The sequence below is a fragment of the Dictyoglomus sp. LHC4 genome (assembly GCF_055181355.1).
In genome coordinates this window covers 1036778-1053519 of sequence record NZ_CM143707.1, presented here as the reverse complement: position 1 = coordinate 1053519, position 16742 = coordinate 1036778, and the positions used below count along the sequence as shown (strand labels likewise).

The 16742-nt window shown below is 33.1% G+C and carries 14 protein-coding genes; 1 reads left to right on the top strand and 13 read right to left on the bottom strand.

Features of this window, described 5'->3' with window-relative positions; all coding sequences use genetic code 11:
* Positions 1-70: 70 nt before the first annotated feature.
* The 9 genes from ACY3JO_RS05090 to ACY3JO_RS05050 all read right to left on the bottom strand — a co-directional run bounded on the left by ACY3JO_RS05090 (position 71) and on the right by ACY3JO_RS05050 (position 8938).
* The gene (locus ACY3JO_RS05090; RefSeq protein ID WP_463083971.1) at positions 71-1201 is read right to left on the bottom strand and encodes an ABC transporter substrate-binding protein; all 1131 of its coding nucleotides are present in this window, start codon (positions 1199-1201) and stop codon (positions 71-73) included.
* Positions 1202-1325: 124 nt separating this feature from the next.
* Positions 1326-2627: an asparagine--tRNA ligase gene (asnS, locus tag ACY3JO_RS05085; protein ID WP_463083970.1), complete on the bottom strand. Its 1302-nt coding sequence runs from the start codon at positions 2625-2627 to the stop codon at positions 1326-1328.
* A gap of 12 nt (positions 2628-2639) precedes the next feature.
* Positions 2640-3920, bottom strand: coding sequence for an amidohydrolase (locus tag ACY3JO_RS05080; RefSeq protein WP_463083969.1), 1281 nt, complete (start codon positions 3918-3920; stop codon positions 2640-2642).
* On the bottom strand, positions 3917-4951 hold the full coding sequence (gene mtnA, locus ACY3JO_RS05075) for an S-methyl-5-thioribose-1-phosphate isomerase (protein WP_463083968.1): 1035 nt from the start codon (positions 4949-4951) through the stop codon (positions 3917-3919). The genes ACY3JO_RS05080 and mtnA overlap by 4 nt, the downstream gene beginning before the upstream one ends.
* Positions 4948-5739, bottom strand: a complete 792-nt coding sequence (gene mtnP, locus ACY3JO_RS05070; RefSeq protein WP_463083967.1) for an S-methyl-5'-thioadenosine phosphorylase — start codon at positions 5737-5739, stop codon at positions 4948-4950. The genes mtnA and mtnP overlap by 4 nt, the downstream gene beginning before the upstream one ends.
* Before the next feature lie 18 nt (positions 5740-5757).
* Entirely contained in the window at positions 5758-6489 is a 732-nt protein-coding gene (locus tag ACY3JO_RS05065) for a zinc dependent phospholipase C family protein (RefSeq protein WP_463083966.1), read from the bottom strand.
* Between the two features lie 25 nt (positions 6490-6514).
* Positions 6515-7615, bottom strand: a complete 1101-nt coding sequence (locus ACY3JO_RS05060) for a glycosyltransferase family 4 protein (RefSeq protein WP_463083965.1) — start codon at positions 7613-7615, stop codon at positions 6515-6517.
* Positions 7616-7627: 12 nt separating this feature from the next.
* Positions 7628-8275 carry a cyclase family protein gene (locus ACY3JO_RS05055; protein ID WP_463083964.1) on the bottom strand — a complete coding sequence of 216 codons (648 nt, stop codon included), beginning with the start codon at positions 8273-8275 and terminating at the stop codon, positions 7628-7630.
* A 126-nt stretch (positions 8276-8401) separates the two neighbouring features.
* Positions 8402-8938: an Ada metal-binding domain-containing protein gene (locus ACY3JO_RS05050; RefSeq protein WP_148807896.1), complete on the bottom strand. Its 537-nt coding sequence runs from the start codon at positions 8936-8938 to the stop codon at positions 8402-8404.
* Between the two features lie 212 nt (positions 8939-9150).
* Between ACY3JO_RS05050 and pyrE the strand changes: the two genes are divergently transcribed.
* A complete protein-coding gene (pyrE, locus tag ACY3JO_RS05045; RefSeq protein ID WP_463083963.1) occupies positions 9151-9720 on the top strand; it encodes an orotate phosphoribosyltransferase in 570 nt (189 codons plus the stop codon).
* A gap of 524 nt (positions 9721-10244) precedes the next feature.
* Here pyrE and lysS read toward each other — a convergent pair.
* The 4 genes from lysS to nuoF all read right to left on the bottom strand — a co-directional run bounded on the left by lysS (position 10245) and on the right by nuoF (position 16741).
* Positions 10245-11816 (bottom strand): lysine--tRNA ligase, encoded by a 1572-nt coding sequence (gene lysS / locus ACY3JO_RS05040; RefSeq protein WP_463083962.1) that lies wholly within the window; start codon positions 11814-11816, stop codon positions 10245-10247.
* A complete protein-coding gene (locus ACY3JO_RS05035; protein ID WP_463083961.1) occupies positions 11810-13024 on the bottom strand; it encodes a methionine adenosyltransferase in 1215 nt (404 codons plus the stop codon). Before ACY3JO_RS05035 ends, lysS begins: the two co-directional genes overlap by 7 nt.
* Before the next feature lie 188 nt (positions 13025-13212).
* A complete protein-coding gene (gene xylB / locus ACY3JO_RS05030; protein WP_463083960.1) occupies positions 13213-14769 on the bottom strand; it encodes a xylulokinase in 1557 nt (518 codons plus the stop codon).
* A 181-nt stretch (positions 14770-14950) separates the two neighbouring features.
* Positions 14951-16741, bottom strand: a complete 1791-nt coding sequence (gene nuoF, locus ACY3JO_RS05025) for an NADH-quinone oxidoreductase subunit NuoF (RefSeq protein ID WP_463083959.1) — start codon at positions 16739-16741, stop codon at positions 14951-14953.
* Position 16742 lies beyond the last annotated feature (1 nt).

The following is a 16742-nucleotide window of genomic DNA, read 5'->3' as shown; positions in this document are numbered from 1 at the left end:
TAAAGATAAAGCCTTTATATTATACAAGAAGGGAGGTAGATAAATCTACCTCCCTTATATTAAAAACTTGTTATGGTTTCACTGTAGTCCTATAAACTTGTTTTCCATCTTTAATCTCAATTATAACTGCACTCTTTACTGGATTTCTATTTGCATCAAAAGTTATTACTCCTGTCACTCCTCTGAATCCTTTTGTGGCTGCAAGAGCATCTTTTATCTTTGAAGAATCTGTACTACCAGCTCTCTTAATAGCATCTACCAATAGTTTGGCTGCATCATAAGCAAGAGCAGCTAAAGCATCTGGCGTTGTTCCGTACTTCTTTTGATAATTCTTTACAAAGGTTTGTACTATAGGTTCTTTCGAATCAGGACTATAGTGGTTGCTGAAGAAACATCCTTCAGCAGCTTTTCCTGCTGTTTGAAGAAGTACAGGAGAATCCCAGCCATCTCCGCCACCAAATGGAACAGTTATTCCAAGCTCTCTTGCTTGAAGAAGGATAGGCCCTACATCAGCATAATATCCTGGTACATATACAAAATCTGGTTTTGCTGATTTGATTTTAGTTAATTGAGCTCTAAAATCAGAATCTCCCTCAGAATATGACTCTTCAGCCACTATCTTACCACCAAGAGCGGTAAATTTCTGTTTAAAGAATTGGGCAAGACCTTTACTATAGTCACTTGTCACAGCGGTAAGTATGGCTGCAGTCTTTAATTTTAAATTTTTATAAACAAAATTTGCCATTACTTCCCCTTGGAAATCATCTATAAAGCATGCTCTAAAGATATAATCTCCTACTTGTGTTACTTTTGGATTTGTTGCTGTTGGTGTAAGAAGTACTATTTTAGACTGTTGAGCAATAGGAGCTACTACTAAAGTAACAGAGCTTGTTACTTCTGCTATAAGAGCCACAACCTTATCTCTCTCAATAAGCTTTTTAGCAGCGTTTGCTGCCTCTTCTGGTTTGTACTGGTCATCTTCAATTAGAAGTTCAATCTTACTTCCTAATACTCCTCCTCTTAAATTAACCTCTTCAATAGCCATTTTTGCTCCGTTTGCACAGGATGTACCAAAAGTAGCCAATGGACCGGTAATTGGGAATATAGCCCCTATTTTTATTGTTCCTGCTGCTTGCAAGGGTAGTACCAAAAGAAAAATTGAAACCACAGAGATTAGGAAAAGTTTTGCAAAATGCTTCATCCCTTCACCTCCCTAAAGTATATTTATAAAAAAACAGGGATGCTCTCTATAGAACATCCCTGTTCTAAGTATTGAAAAGTATAACTAAATTTTTAGTCTTATGTCAACTCTGAATATTTACAAGCTAAGGATAAATTCTATATATCATTCTCGGGAATGGAATTGCTTCTCTTACATGTTTTAAACCACATATCCACGCGGTTGTTCTCTCTATTCCAAGACCAAAACCTGAATGAGGCACACTTCCATATCTCCTTAAATCTATATACCATTCAAAAGCTTCCCTTGGTAAATTATATTCTTTAATTTTCTCTTCTAATAATTTCAGATCATGTATTCTTTGACTACCCCCAATGATTTCTCCATATCCTTCTGGAGCCAAAAGGTCATTATTTAAAACTTCGTGGGGATTATCTGGGTCTGGTTGCATATAAAATGGTTTTATCTTAGCAGGATAATGATGAATAAATACTGGTTTATCAAATCGATTTGAAATTATTGTCTCCTCATCACCACCAAAGTCATCTCCATATTCCACATTTAAACCATTATTTTTAAGAATTTCTATAGCCCCTCTATAAGTAATTCTTGGAAAAGGTGGTACTACATTTTCAAGAGGTTTTGTGTCTCTCTCTAATATTTCAAGCTCTCTTTTTCTTTTTTCCAAAACTCTCTGAACTACATAACTAACCAATTCTTCTTGTAATTTCATATTATCTTGCCAATCCCAATACGCCATCTCTGGCTCAACCATCCAGAATTCTGTAAGATGACGTCTTGTCTTTGATTTTTCTGCTCTAAATGCTGGACCAAAACAATAAACTTTACCAAGTGCCATGCATGCAGCTTCCATATAAAGCTGTCCACTTTGTGAAAGATAGGCCTTTCCAAGATCAAAATAATCAAGAGAAAACAATGTGGTTGTTCCTTCACAAGCTGAGGGTGTCAATATGGGAGCATCAACTAAAACAAATCCCTTGCTATCAAGAAAATCTCTTATAGCTTTAACCACTTCACTTCTTATTCTTAATATAGCATTTTGTCTCCTTGATCTAATCCACAAATGTCTTCTTTCAAGAAGAAAATCTATAGAATGATCTTTCTTCTGTATTGGATATTCTTCAGAATAGGAAACCACATTTACCCTTTTCAACATTAATTCGTAACCACCAGGAGCCCGTGGTTCCTTTTTCAAATCTCCAATCACAATTATGGATGACTCAATTGGAATTTTCTCAAAAGAATCAAGCTCTTCTTGAGTAAAATTATCCAAAGTTGCTACACCTTGTATATAACCTGTACCATCTCTAATAATAAGAAAAACAACCTTACCACTTGATCTTTTATTAAATAACCACCCTCTTATTTCAATTTCTCTCTCTTGTATCTTAGGAATATCTTCAATGTAAACCCAGGAAGCTGTCATAGCTTCATCCTCCTAACTTTTTTTAATTAAATCAAAAGCTCTTTTCTCAGCTTCATACATAATCTTCTCTTCATCAAGAGTTTTCAATTCTCTCTTCTCCATTAAAATTCTACCATCAACAATAACGGTATCTACATCAAAAGCCCCAGCAGAATATACAAGATGAGATAAGAAATTATGACGAGGATAAAAATGTGGTTTATTAATATCTACAAGGATTAAATCTGCCCTATATCCTTCCTTTATTACCCCAGAGTCACGCCAGCCTAAAATCTCCATACCATTTTTTGTAGCCATAGTTATTGCATCCTTAGCGGGGACTGCTACTGGGTCTCTTTCATATCCTTTATGTAAAATTGCAACAAGCCTTATCTCCTCCCACATATCCAGATTATTATTACTAGCGGGGCCATCAGTACCAAGACCTACCTTAACTTTTTTCTCCAACATTCTTTTCACAGGAGCAATTCCAGAAGCAAGTTTAAGATTACTCTGTGGGTTATGAGCGACACCTACACCTTTTTCAGAAAGAATTTCTATCTCTTCATCATCTACAAAAACACAATGAGCAGCAAGAACTGGAACATTAAAAAGACCTATTCTATTCATCAAACGGACAGGAGTTAAACCATATATATTTTTAATATTCTCTACTTCTAATGCTGTCTCCGAAAGATGAGTATGAATACCAATATTTAACTCAACTGCTTTATTTATTACTTTTTCCAAAAAAGAAGGTCGACAAGTATATGGAGCATGAGGTGCAAGCATTACTTTTATCCTTCCATTCTCTTTATTATGCCAACTTCTTGCAAATTCTACTCCTCTATTTAGAATCTCATCCTCATCCCCAGCAATACTTATCATTCCTACTGAAAGAGAGGCTTTTATTCCACTCTCAGAAACTGCTCTTGCAACTTCGTCCATAAAAAAATACATATCTGCAAAAGCAATAGTACCAGACTTTATCATCTCACAAAGTCCTAACAAACTTCCCCAATATACATCATCAGCTTGAAGTTTAGCCTCTTGTGGCCATATTTTTTCCTCTAACCACTCTTTCAAAGTTAAATCATCAGCATAACCCCTAAAAAGAGTCATAGCAAGATGAGTATGTGTATTTACAAGCCCTGGCATAGCAATTTTATTTTTCCCATCAATCTTATAATCAATATTTTCAAAATCTTTTTTATCAGAAATTTCTATAATCTTATCTTCTTCTATTAATATATTCTGATTTGATATTACTCTATCTTCTTGAAGAATATCCACATTCTCTATAAGAATTCTCATTTGGATATTTCCTCCTTTATTTTTAAAATTTTCTCTTTAAAGGGAGGATAAATAACACCTTTATCAGTTATAATCCCTGTAATAAGTTCGGCAGGTGTTATATCAAAGGCAGGATTTAGAGCCTTTATCTCATCCAAGGTAATTTTCTTACCCATACACGTAAGGACTTCTTCAGAATCTCTTTCTTCTACAGGAATATCAGATCCATTTTCAATGTTAAGATCAAAGGATGAAAAAGGTGCAGCTATGTAAAAGGGAATATTATGATAATTGACAAGAACGGCTATCATGTATGTACCAATTTTATTTGCTGTATCTCCTCTTAAAGTAATTCTATCAGCCCCAACGATTACAATATTTACAAGACCTTTAGACATGACATAACCCACCATATTATCAGTAATTAAAGTAGAAGGAATTTTCTCTTTATAAAGTTCCCATCCAGTAAGTCTTGCGCCTTGTAAAAGGGGACGAGTCTCAGTAAAATATACATGCTCTAACTTTCCCCATTTCCAAGCCTCTTTAACAACTCCAAGAGCAGTCCCAGGACCTATTGTAGCTAAGCTTCCAGTATTACAATGTGTCAGTATTCTTGCCTTTTCAGGTACTATTTCAGCACCATAACTAGATATAGCATCAGATTTCTCTCTTTCTTCATTCTCTATTCTTTTAGCCTCTTCAAGAAGGAGGATCTTAATATCAGAAGGTGATAAATTCCTATTATTATTTAATATATTTGCCATTCTATTTATGGCAAAAAACAAATTTACAGCAGTTGGACGAGAGATGGCAAATTCACTCATAACCTCATTTAAATAATCTAAAATATTAGAACCAGTGTATTTGATTGCAGCAAGAGCGATTCCATAAGCAGTGGCAACCCCTATTGCAGGTGCTCCTCTTATTTTCATTTTCTTTATAGCATCAATTACTTGTTGATATTTAAAACACAAGATATAATCTTCTTTAAAAGGTAGTTTGGATTGGTCAAGAATATATAGGACATTATTTTTCCACTCTATAATATTCATAATATCCCCTTCTCCTTATACTCCTTTAATGCATCCTTACAAATACATTTTCTTTCCTTAGGAATCTTGGGTATTGCTCTTGCAAATAATTTTCTTACTTTCTCTATATTCTCAGACATAACATCCAAAACCTCCTGATGAGTCAAAGGAGAGGGAGATATACCTGCAGCATAATTAGTTACCAAGGAGACCGAAGCATAACATATCTCAAGTTCCCTTGCTAATATAACTTCAGGAACATTAGTCATTCCAACCACATCACCAAAATAAGAAAACATCTTTATCTCCGCTGGAGTTTCAAAACGAGGTCCCTCTGTACAAATATAAGTACCATAATAATGAATTCTCAATCCTAATTCCTTTGCTGTTTCAAATAGAATCTTTCTCAATTCGGGACAATATGGTTGTGTAAAATCTATATGGATGACTTTCCCATCATCTCCATTAAAAAATGTATAATCTCTTTTCTTTGTAAAATCAATAAATTGATCAAGTATTACAAGATCCCCTGGCATAAGATCCATTTTTAGACTACCTACAGCAGTAGTAGAAAGGATTCTTTCTACTCCAAGGCTTTTTAGTGCCCACATATTAGCTTTGTAATTTATTCTATGTGGTGGAAGTGAATGGCCTACCCCATGTCTTGCTAAAAATGCAACTTCCTCTCCTTGATATATACCCTTTAATATTTTGGCATCCCCATAAGGAGTAGAAATAATCATCTCTTGAGGATTTTCCAAAAAGGCTGGATCATATACACCAGTTCCCCCTATAATCGCAATTCTCATCTATTAACCTCCCTCTTTCTATCTGAAAAACATAGCCTTAATATAATCTATAAAATCATTAAGCAGATCTCTAAATGAAGTTCCTCTTGTACCTCTTTCAAGAGCACTATAGAAATAGCTTGCTACATCAAAAGTTGCTTCATTTATCTGCTTTTGGGTAATTTTTAAAACATCTGAGAACCCATTACCTCTTAAATAAGCTCTTTCAATATCAATATAATATTTAGATGAAATTTTTGCTTTTTCTATGATGTAACTCATAGGATACGAGATGTATTTTAAAGACTGTGGTTTCTTAGGCTCAATTACTTCTGCATCTTTCTCATATTTACTGTGAAAAAGATTTTCACTTTTACTTGTAGCTGTATGAAGAGGTTGATTCAAATCAGCAATATAATGAGATAAAACTCCCAATTGAAAAGCAATGAGTCTCCAAGGTTTTTTATCCTGAATTAATCTAACAATCTCTAAATATTTTTCTCTTATCTTTTCAGGACCTTTTCCCTTACTTCCATTTACATGATAAATGTGGTTATCAAAATCTCTATAAATTCTATCTGGAACTGTGCTTCCCTCTATTATTTCGTCCAAATATGGTGATAGTCTTTTTTGATATTCCTTCGGCAAAGCGTAAAATGCTTCTTTTGCTATCTTTTGATGAGTTTTACTCCCCCACCCAAAAATGGGGGTTATAAGAAGGAATATGATAATAAAATATACAAATAATTTTTTATAACAGAATCTTCTCATAACGGTAAATATTTTATCATAAAAATTAAGAATTATTTAATATCTCATCCATAAATTCTTTAAATTCTTTTATAAATCTATCTTTTGAAAATCTATACGCATTTTTAACTATATTTTCAGTTTTGAAATTATCTCTCTCATTTATAAACCTAAAAATAGCTTTCTTTAAAGATTCCCTATTCTGTTCATAGAAAAAGATACCTGTTTCCCCATCTATTACAGTTTCTAAAGATCCTCCTTTCCCATAAGCAATTACAGGAGTCCCACTTGCTTGAGCCTCAACAGGAACAATACCAAAATCTTCTTCTGCAGGGAAAATCAAAGCTTGAGCCCTTGATAAATATTCCCTAACAATATGATTTTCCTGCCAGCCTAAAATCTTTATATTTTCTTTAGCAATTTTTTTTATTTTTGGCATTTCCTCTCCATCCCCAATAACAACAAGAGGCAACTTAAGCTCATTAAACACTTCTACCACTAAATCTACTTTCTTATACGGTACTAAACGTGATAGAACCAAGAAATAATCATCTTTATCTTTATAAGGAGTAAATTTATCAACCTCCACGGGAGGATATATAACTTTAGACTCTCTTCTATATATTTTCATTATTCTTTTTGCCACATTTTTTGAATTTGCAATGTAATAATCCACTCTATTAGAACTCAAAACATCCCACATTCTTAAATAATGGAAAATGGCTTTAACAAATAAACCCTTTATACCAGTATTTACTTTGTGGTCTCTTAAATATGGAAAATAAAGATCCCAAATATATCTCATAGGAGTATGGCAATAACAAACGTGAGTTTGATAAGATTTAGTTATTACTCCTTTTGCTACACAATGGCTACTGGAAATGACTAAATCATATTTGCTAAGATCCAGTTGTTCTATAGCTAAAGGCATCAATGGAAGATAATAAGAGTATTTTTTCTCTCCTAAAGGCATATATTTTATAAAAGAGGCATAAACATTATTTTTTATATTTAGCTTTTCCAAGGTTTCCTCTGAATACACTAAGGTAAAAATATCTGCATCAGGAAAAATCTCTAAGATAGCTTTTAATACTTTTTCAGCCCCTCCTATATTAACTATCCAATCATGAACTATTGCTACTTTCATTTTTTAACCTTCTTATTCCTCTACAGGAAATAATATGGCTCTCACGGGTGAACCTTCTCCCCCCTCAATCTTTAAAGGAAGAGCAACAATAAAATATAATCCTTCTTCTACATTTAATAAATCTAAACCTTCTATTATTCCTATTTCTTCTCTCAAAAGAGTCCTATGTACCTCTCTCCCCTCATCTCCTCTTGGTCCAATTGATAGATAATCAATTCCAACAGATTTTATCTTTTTGCTTACTAAATATTTAGCCGATTCAAGAGATAATCCTACATAATCTTCATGAAACTTATTTTCTCTTAGCAAAAGTGAATTTTTAGTTTTAAAAAGAATTATATCACCTTCTGAGATAGGTGAAGAAATAATATCGTCCAACATTATTTTCTTTTCATTTTTTATTAAAAAAACTTTAGCTAAACCCCAAAATTTATTAATGTCAATTTTTTCAAGAGTTTTTCCATCCTCAAGAAAATGATAAGGTGTATCAATATGAGTACCTGTATGAGAACCCATAACTATCTTTGATAAATTAGCATTTTTCCCTTCCGATATTTTTGATACCCATTCCCTATGAAATTTAGGATCATTAGGCCAAAAAAGCATGTTTTCGTTTATAAGCAAACTGACATCTATTGGTTTATCCCAAATAATTTTCATTACTAAATCCTCCCTTTTTTGTAATTATTATAACATCAATCCATTTTAAAAGATTATATATTAACTGAGTATAAAAAATTTCTTTTCTATATTGTAGAGAGAATTAAAGAGTTAAATAAAAGTAAACTAAGGCAAGCAATTTCCACAAGGTGCATATCCCTTCTCTATAGCCTCATCTCGGGTTTTAAAAAAAACTTGGTTTTGAGAAGAAGGAAGAGTCCAACACCAAGGATAGTGAAATTTCTTTGTTTCTTTATTACCTATATAAAACTTTGGAGGATAATAAAAGATTGTGTATGTCTTTTCTCCATAAGTATAAAAAATAATATGAGCATTTTTAAAATTATTATTTTTAAAAGCATTTCTGAAATTGGTTATATTTGATGTAAAAGTATATTGCTGATTATTATAAGGACATGTAGGATACTCAGAAAACTTAGATAAAAGATTTTGCATTTCATTGAGATATGGATATCTTCCATATTTTAAATTAAAAATTTCAATTTCTTTAATTATCAATTGTATATTGCTATGTTGAGTATTCCTCTTTGCTTCTTCGATAGCACTAAAATAAAGAGGTAATGATAAAGAAGCAAGAATAAATAATATACTTATAACAATTAAAATTTCTAAAAAAGAAAAACCCCTTTTTATATTTCCCATGTTATTTATCTAATTATAAACGATATTTAGTATATTTTCAAAATTTAAATACCATTAGCTTTTTAGAGGATAAAATTGAGTGAAATATCTTTCTAAATGTCTCTTAAGCATTTACATCTATTCTAAGTAAATATATAATCCCTTGACCTAAATAAATTATATGTAGTATCTTTAACATAGTTAAAAAATAAAGGAGAAAGGAAATTTTAAATATGGATTGGCTTAAAGTATTTAAAGAAAAAGGAGCTTTTTTAGAAGGTCATTTTTTATTATCCTCAGGTCTTCATAGTCCAAATTATCTTCAATGTGCCCTTATTCTTCAATATCCTGATTTGGCGGAAAAGATTGCAAAAGAAATAGTAGAAAAAATATCTAAGGATTTAAAAATTGATGTGGTAGTTGGTCCTGCTCTTGGTGGAATTATAATTGCCTATGAGCTTGCCAGGGCATTAAAAGTAAGAGGAATTTTTGCAGAAAGAGAAGAGGGTAAAATGACACTAAGAAGAGGCTTTAGTATCAAACCAGGAGAAAAAGTTTTAATCTGTGAAGATGTGGTTACTACTGGTGGATCTGCATTAGAGGTAGCAAATTTAATAAAGGAAAACGGAGGAGAAGTAGTTTCTTTTGCCTGTATTGTAGACAGAAGCGGAGGAAAGAATATTTTTGACAAACCTTTTTATTCTTTAATTCAACTAAAACTTGATACTTATAAACCCGAAGAATGTCCCCTTTGTAAGGTAGGAATTCCCTTATTAAAACCAGGAAGTAGAGGACTAAAATAAAAAAGGGATAGGAAATTACTTCTATTCCCTTATAATCTCAATATCAATTATTTGCACCTTATATAGTATTTCCTTGAATTAATCCTATAGAAATTACAATGTTGTAACTAATTCTCCAGCACTTTCCGTTACAAGGTTCTTATATAATATATTCATATCTTCTAGAAATATTTTTGGTTGCTTGGTGAAAAGTTTTATATTTTTCTCACTGAAATACGCAAGTTTTATTCAGTAGAAGTATCACTTACATATATAATTTTTATATCCCTTTTTACCTTTTAAAGGTATGAGGCAAAGTTACTCAAGGATTAGATGTTATTCTCGAATTTTTTTTAATTTTCAATTCAAGTATACATTTAGTTTATATTGCACATAATCCAGATTTTGTTGAAACAAAAGATGAATTAAAACGGAAATTTAAATAATGGCTGATAATTTAGTAATAAAAGACCTAATAACTAACACATTCTGCTGTTTGAAAAAATTATGGTAATTTTTTTCTTTAAATGGGCCTTTTTAAAAATCTAACTTCCTGCCTCCAATAGTCTACTTACAACAAAATCTTTCGGCAAAGATATTAAAAAGTAACCAGCTCTTGGCCCTGATGTTTGATTGAGAAAAGAAAGATATATAAGCTGAAAAGCTCTTTTTCCTTCTATTCCATGTTCTTGAGCTAAGTTATATATAAAGTTTTGTAGTTCATCACCTTGCCAATCTTTTTCCTTTATTTTATTAGCCAAACTTCTTAAAAATTCCTTTTCCTTAGGAAGAAAAATTTTAACTATTTCAGGTGTCTCCTCCTGTAATCTAAATTTCACCTGAGATGGTGCAAATCTTTCAAGCCAATTTTTTACATATTCAATCCTTTTTAATATCTCATCAAACTTACTAAGCTCACTTTCATAACCACTTCTTATAAGCATCTCTTTTAGAAGTTCATTATTTCCCAAGGATATTTGAGTTAATGTAATTATATGCCTGATTGGTACTTGTGGCCCTATCTCTTTTGGAACCTCTCTTACTTGTGAAAGTTCATAAAGTCTTGCAATTTGATCCCATTCCTCTTCCGTGCCTTCTAATCGGTAATAAATTCTCTCCAATCTTTCATAATCCTCTGCTAAAAGAATATATCCATTTACTGGATCAAAATCTATATGCTTATCTGGTTTATACCTCAATATGAGATATCTTACCCATGATGGGGGAAGGATTTCTAATATTTCATTAATAGAAATTGCTATCCCTTTTGAGCTTGACATAGCTCCTTTTCCTTTTAGATATATCCATTCATATACAAAGGGATAAGGAGGTTCATATCCAAATATCTCTTTTGTAATGATCTTTCCTGTATCATAAGAACCACCTGTAGTAGCATGATCTTTCCCAAAAGGTTCTACTGTAACTCCAAAAATCTTCCATCTACCCGGCCAATCAAGTCGCCAAGGAAGTTTTGCTTCTCCTTTGCTATAATCTGATATTCCTTGATGACCACATTTACATTTATATTCCACTTGATGTTTTTTAGTATCATAGGAAATTATTTTTGTAGTAGTTAACCTTCCACATTTTTCACATTTTGTAAGGAGAGGAACAAAATCTTTCTCTAAATTTCTTCCTGCTATTTCATTAAGAATCTCTGTTATTTTTTGATTATTTTCCAAAGTTAAGTCAATAATCTCAGTATACAAGCCCTTTTTATAACTTTCGTGAGCCTTTATTACTCTTGGTTCAATACCTAATACCTTTATTGCTTCTAAAAATGGTTCTAAAAAGTGTTCTGCATAATTCTCATGACATCCTTCAGGATCAGGAATTTCAGATATGGGCTTTCCTACATGCTCAGCATAAGATTCTGGTAAGAAAGGATATACTTTTCTTAAAGGGTCAAAGGTATCTGCTATATAAATAAAATCTACTTCTGAACCTTGATCCCTTAAAGCTCTTGAAAGTGCATCACCAGTTAAAATCTCCCTCAGGTTCCCAAGATGGATGGGACCTGAGGGAGTAATACCTGTTGCTACCACATTTTTATTACCTTTTACTTTAATTATTTCAGACGCTGCTATATCTGCCCAATGCGGAACTTTCTTTACCATACAGAATACTTCCCTTCTGCTAATTCATTGCAGAAATTTTCGATATTAGCAAGCTCATTATCAATAATGTCTTCTACTGATTTTGATATATCATAAATTGATACACCATTTTCTAAAATAAGTTGAGCAGTAGCAATTTTGGGTTGATCAATTGGCTTTCCAATTTGACTGCAAAGCCATACATATACCTCTTTTATACCAGGAACATTCTGATAAATTCCATTTGCTATTTTATGAGTCAAAATATTATATATTTTTCCTACATGGCTTACAGGGTTTTTACCTGCAGCTGCCTCCGTTCCCATAGGGCGATTTAGCGCAATAACACCATTTACTCTATTTCCTCTTCCCACTTGTCCTGAGTCAGCATCCTCAGCAGAAGTTCCAAGAACACTTATATACATTCCATCCATGCCTCTTTCAGGATCATCCAATGTGTTAATATCTATTGTTATCTGATCAAAATTTTGAGCTCTCTCCTGTACAAACTTTTCAACTATTCCTCTAATTATTTCCTTTTTCTCAAAATAATCTTGCACACTATTAACATATCTATCGATAAAAGGCATAGCTATAGTAATTTGCAAATTTCTTTTTTGACGAAACGCCATTATTTTTATATCTTCTCCTACTTCGGGATGAATTTTCTTAAATTCTGGAGAGTTAAGATATCTTTCAAGTTCTAAAACTATTTTTTCAGTGGATGTTAAAGGCGCATATCCTACAGCAGCTGAGGTATCATTAGCTGGAAGAAGACCTTTTCTTCTTCTGAAAATATCAGTAAGCTCTGGAGAGCCAGGATAAAGCTCTACTTGATATTTTACATGTTTATCAGGATCAACAAATCTCAAGTTTTTTTTAAACCATTCTTTGGCAGTTTCAATTGCTATCTCTTCTACAGGAATTCTAATACCATCAACCTCAAAAGTCGCTCTGTCTCCTATTACTAAAAGCATTGGTTTTTTCACTTCCCCACCAATTCCAAGCTTTCTTTCAACCTCTCCAGCTACTAATAAACTTTTATCAATATTATGGTGTAATACATTTCCTACCCTTCTTATATACTCCTGGGAAAGATTTACAGATATCTGATCCATGATTGCATCACATATAGAGTCAGGATGTCCTACACCTTTTCTTTCAACAAGTTCTACTCCATGTTCTTCTACTGGTAATGAATTTAATTTTTCAACTACAATGTTTCTCATCTTTCCTATCCTCCTTCTTACTTTTTTATTAAAAATAAGCAAAAAAATAATATCACAAGTTAATTAATATTACAACAAAAAGTTTATATTAAATAAAAGTAATACATTTTTCTTAAAATTGCAATAAAAAGAGGGGAACATTTTAGTTCCCCTCAATATTATTTTATTATAAACGTATGTTTAAAAAATTACTTGTTATTAGAGTAATATCTCTCTACAAAAATATGCAATTTTCTATAATATTCCTTCATTATAGGATACAATTCTCTGTAAAGACCATATAATTCTTCATATAGTTTTGCTCTTTCTTGATCTGGTTCTTCTCTACTTACTACTTTTACTACTTTATCACATGCATCCTCTACACTCTTGTAAACTCCAACACCAACGCCTGCAAGTAGAGCAGCGCCATAGGCAGCACCTTCTGTTACATTTATAGTAGTGATAGGAGTATTAAATACATCAGCTAAAATTTGTCTCCAAAGAGGACTTCTTGCTCCTCCTGCTATAGCTCTTATTTCTCTCATATTTATTCCAAGAGCTTTCATAAGTTCCAAAGAATCTCTTAATCCAAAAGCCACTCCTTCTAACACTGATCTTACAAAATAAGGCTTATTATGCCTCAAACTAATTCCTGCAAAAACTCCTTTTGCCATAGGATCGGCATGAGGAGTTCTCTCACCAGTAAGATATGGTAAAAAGATTAATCCTTCTGATCCGGCTGGAACATTCCCAGCTTCCATGGTTAAAAACTCATAAGGATCCTTTCCTGTCCATTTAGAAAGCTCTGTTTCTATCTCCCCAAAAGAGTCTCTAAACCACCTAAAGGATCCACCAGCTGATAACATAACTCCCATAGTATGCCACTTTCCGGGGACTGCATGACAAAAAGTATGAAGTCTTCCATCAGGATCTCCTTCTGGAGTATCCAAATGAGCAAAAATTACTCCTGAAGTTCCTAAACTTACAAATAAGACCCCACTTTTTACAATTCCACTACCTACTGCTTGCGCTGCATTGTCACCTCCACCACCTACGACAGGAATCCCTGCAGGTAGACCAAGTTCTTCAGCAACTTTTGGAAGTAAGGTTCCTGTAATCTCAGGAGATTCATATATTTTTGGCATCCAATCCTCTGGAATATTAAGAAGATTTAACATCTCTTTAGACCAAGTTCTCTTTTTTACATCAAATAACAAAGTACCAGAAGCGTCAGAAACTTCTGATGCATATTCCCCTGTTAATCTGAATCTTACATAATCCTTTGGTAATAATACTTTAGCAACCTTAGAATAATTCTCTGGCTCGTTCTCTCTAAGCCAAAGGATTTTGGGAGCTGTAAATCCTGTAAGAGCAAGATTTAAAGTAAGTTCAAGAAGATTTTTAACCCCTCCTACCCTTTCTACAATCTCGTCACATTGCTTAGCTGTCCTTTGGTCATTCCAAAGAATAGCTCTTCTAATTATATTACCTTTTGAATCAAGAAAAACAGAACCATGCATTTGCCCAGATAATCCTATACCTTTTATCTCTTTTGGTGATACGCCAGTTTTATTTATTAAACTAATAATTGCATCCTTTGTTGCCTTCCACCAATCCTCTGGCTCTTGTTCAGACCAAGAAGGAAAAGGAGTATATAGAGGATACTCAAAAGTTGAACTTCCTAATACTTTTCCTTCTTCATCAATAAGCAAAGCTTTAGTACCAGAAGTACCCACATCAATACCTAAAAGCACTTTTTCCACCTCACCTTTCCCATGGAGTTTTATCTTTGATTATAAAAACGTTTTTCTTTTTAGTCAATAAAAAAAATAAAAATACAATAAAAATACCATAAAAAAGAATACTTATAATATTCCCTTATAAAACTCTTCTTTTAAGAGATGTTTCTTTTCTCACTAAAGGGAGGAGTAAAACTCCTCCCTATTATTCTTTTCTGATAGCTTTAAATGGACATACTTGAAAACATATTCCACACTTAGTACATTTACTTTGATCAATCACATATGTTCCATCTTCGTCTTTATAGATCGCCCCTACAGGACAATTTCTAAAACATATAGAACATTTCCTACACTCTTCCCTTATTACCTCATAATGAATCAAAGCAGTACAAATTTTTGCAGGACATTTCTTATCCCTAATATGGGCAAGGTATTCATCCCTAAAGTATTTTAATGTTGTTAAAACAGGATTAGGAGCTCCTTTTCCAAGACCACAAAGTGATGTATTTCTCACAGTATAAGCCAATTGTTCAAGCTCTATTAAATCCTCTTCCGTCCCTTCACCTTTTGTTATTTTATCTAAAATTTCCAACATCCTCTTAGTACCTACTCTGCATGGTACACATTTTCCACAAGATTCGTCTTGTGTAAAGTACAAGAAAAATTTAGCAACATCTACCATACAGTTATCTTCATCCATAACAATAAGTCCACCAGATCCCATAATGGCTCCAAGGGCAGTTATTGATTCATAATCTATAGGTGTATCTAAGTATTCTGCTGGTATACAACCCCCAGCTGGACCTCCTATCTGGACAGCTTTGAACTTCTTTCCACTAGGTATTCCACCACCAATATTGTAAACTACCTCTCTCAAAGTTATTCCCATAGGTACTTCTATAAGTCCTGTCATATTTATTTTCCCAGCTAAAGCAAAAACCTTAGTCCCTTTACTCTTCTCTGTTCCATAACTTGCAAACCAATCAGCACCATTAATAATTATTGGTGGAATATTAGCCCACGTTTCTACATTATTTATCACAGTAGGTTTTCCCCATAATCCAGAATTTACTGGAAAAGGTGGACGGGGTCTCGGCATACCTCTTTTACCTTCTATAGATGCAATTAATGCTGTCTCCTCTCCACAAACAAAAGCTCCTGCTCCAATTCTAATCTCAATATCAAAGGAAAAATCAGTACCCAATATATTGTCTCCTAAAAGGCCATAATTTCTTGCTTGTTCTAAAGCTGCAGTAAGTCTTTTAATAGCTAAAGGATATTCAGCTCTTATATAGACAAATCCTTTCTTAGCTCCAATAGCATAACCTCCAATTAACATACCCTCAATAACAGAGTGAGGATCACCTTCCATAATACTTCTATCCATAAAAGCTCCAGGGTCTCCTTCATCTGCATTACAAACTACATACTTTTCTGATCCAGGAGCTTTTCTACCAAGCTCCCATTTTAATCCAGTAGGAAAACCCGCTCCTCCCCTTCCACGAAGACCAGATTTTTTAACTTCAGAAATTACATCTTCTGGAGACATTTGAGTAAGAACTTTTGCAATAGCAGAATAACCATCTCTTGCAATATATTCCTCAATATTTAGAGGATCAATAAATCCTACATTTCTTAAAGCAATTCTTACTTGATTTTTAAAAAAGGGAAGATCATTAATAGTTGGTAAAACTTGTCTTTGCTCTGGTTCTTTTACAAGAAGTCTTTCCACAATTCTACCCTTAATAAGGTGTTCATACACGATCTCTCTTGCATCTTGCGGCTTTAATTTAACATAAAAAGTCCCCTCTGGATATATAGCCATAACTGGCCCTAAATCACAAGTACCAAAACATCCAGTTTCAATAATTTTTACCTCATCGTAAATACCTGCTTCCTTTAATTCCCTTTCAAGGACTGATTTAAAACTTTCTTCACCTGCAGAAATGCATGCTGCACCTGCACACAAAAGAATATGTGCTCTCTCTGGCATT

Excerpts from the sequence above, each read along its gene's own strand:
- ACY3JO_RS05090 (WP_463083971.1), bottom strand. The coding sequence starts at position 1,201 with ATGAAGCATTTTGCAAAACTTTTCCTAATCTCTGTGGTTTCAATTTTT.
- asnS (WP_463083970.1), bottom strand. The coding sequence starts at position 2,627 with ATGACAGCTTCCTGGGTTTACATTGAAGATATTCCTAAGATACAAGAG.
- ACY3JO_RS05080 (WP_463083969.1), bottom strand. The coding sequence starts at position 3,920 with ATGAGAATTCTTATAGAGAATGTGGATATTCTTCAAGAAGATAGAGTA.
- mtnA (WP_463083968.1), bottom strand. The coding sequence starts at position 4,951 with ATGAATATTATAGAGTGGAAAAATAATGTCCTATATATTCTTGACCAA.
- mtnP (WP_463083967.1), bottom strand. The coding sequence starts at position 5,739 with ATGAGAATTGCGATTATAGGGGGAACTGGTGTATATGATCCAGCCTTT.
- ACY3JO_RS05065 (WP_463083966.1), bottom strand. The coding sequence starts at position 6,489 with ATGAGAAGATTCTGTTATAAAAAATTATTTGTATATTTTATTATCATA.
- ACY3JO_RS05060 (WP_463083965.1), bottom strand. The coding sequence starts at position 7,615 with ATGAAAGTAGCAATAGTTCATGATTGGATAGTTAATATAGGAGGGGCT.
- ACY3JO_RS05055 (WP_463083964.1), bottom strand. The coding sequence starts at position 8,275 with ATGAAAATTATTTGGGATAAACCAATAGATGTCAGTTTGCTTATAAAC.
- ACY3JO_RS05050 (WP_148807896.1), bottom strand. The coding sequence starts at position 8,938 with ATGGGAAATATAAAAAGGGGTTTTTCTTTTTTAGAAATTTTAATTGTT.
- pyrE (WP_463083963.1), top strand. The coding sequence starts at position 9,151 with ATGGATTGGCTTAAAGTATTTAAAGAAAAAGGAGCTTTTTTAGAAGGT.
- lysS (WP_463083962.1), bottom strand. The coding sequence starts at position 11,816 with ATGGTAAAGAAAGTTCCGCATTGGGCAGATATAGCAGCGTCTGAAATA.
- ACY3JO_RS05035 (WP_463083961.1), bottom strand. The coding sequence starts at position 13,024 with ATGAGAAACATTGTAGTTGAAAAATTAAATTCATTACCAGTAGAAGAA.
- nuoF (WP_463083959.1), bottom strand. The coding sequence starts at position 16,741 with ATGCCAGAGAGAGCACATATTCTTTTGTGTGCAGGTGCAGCATGCATT.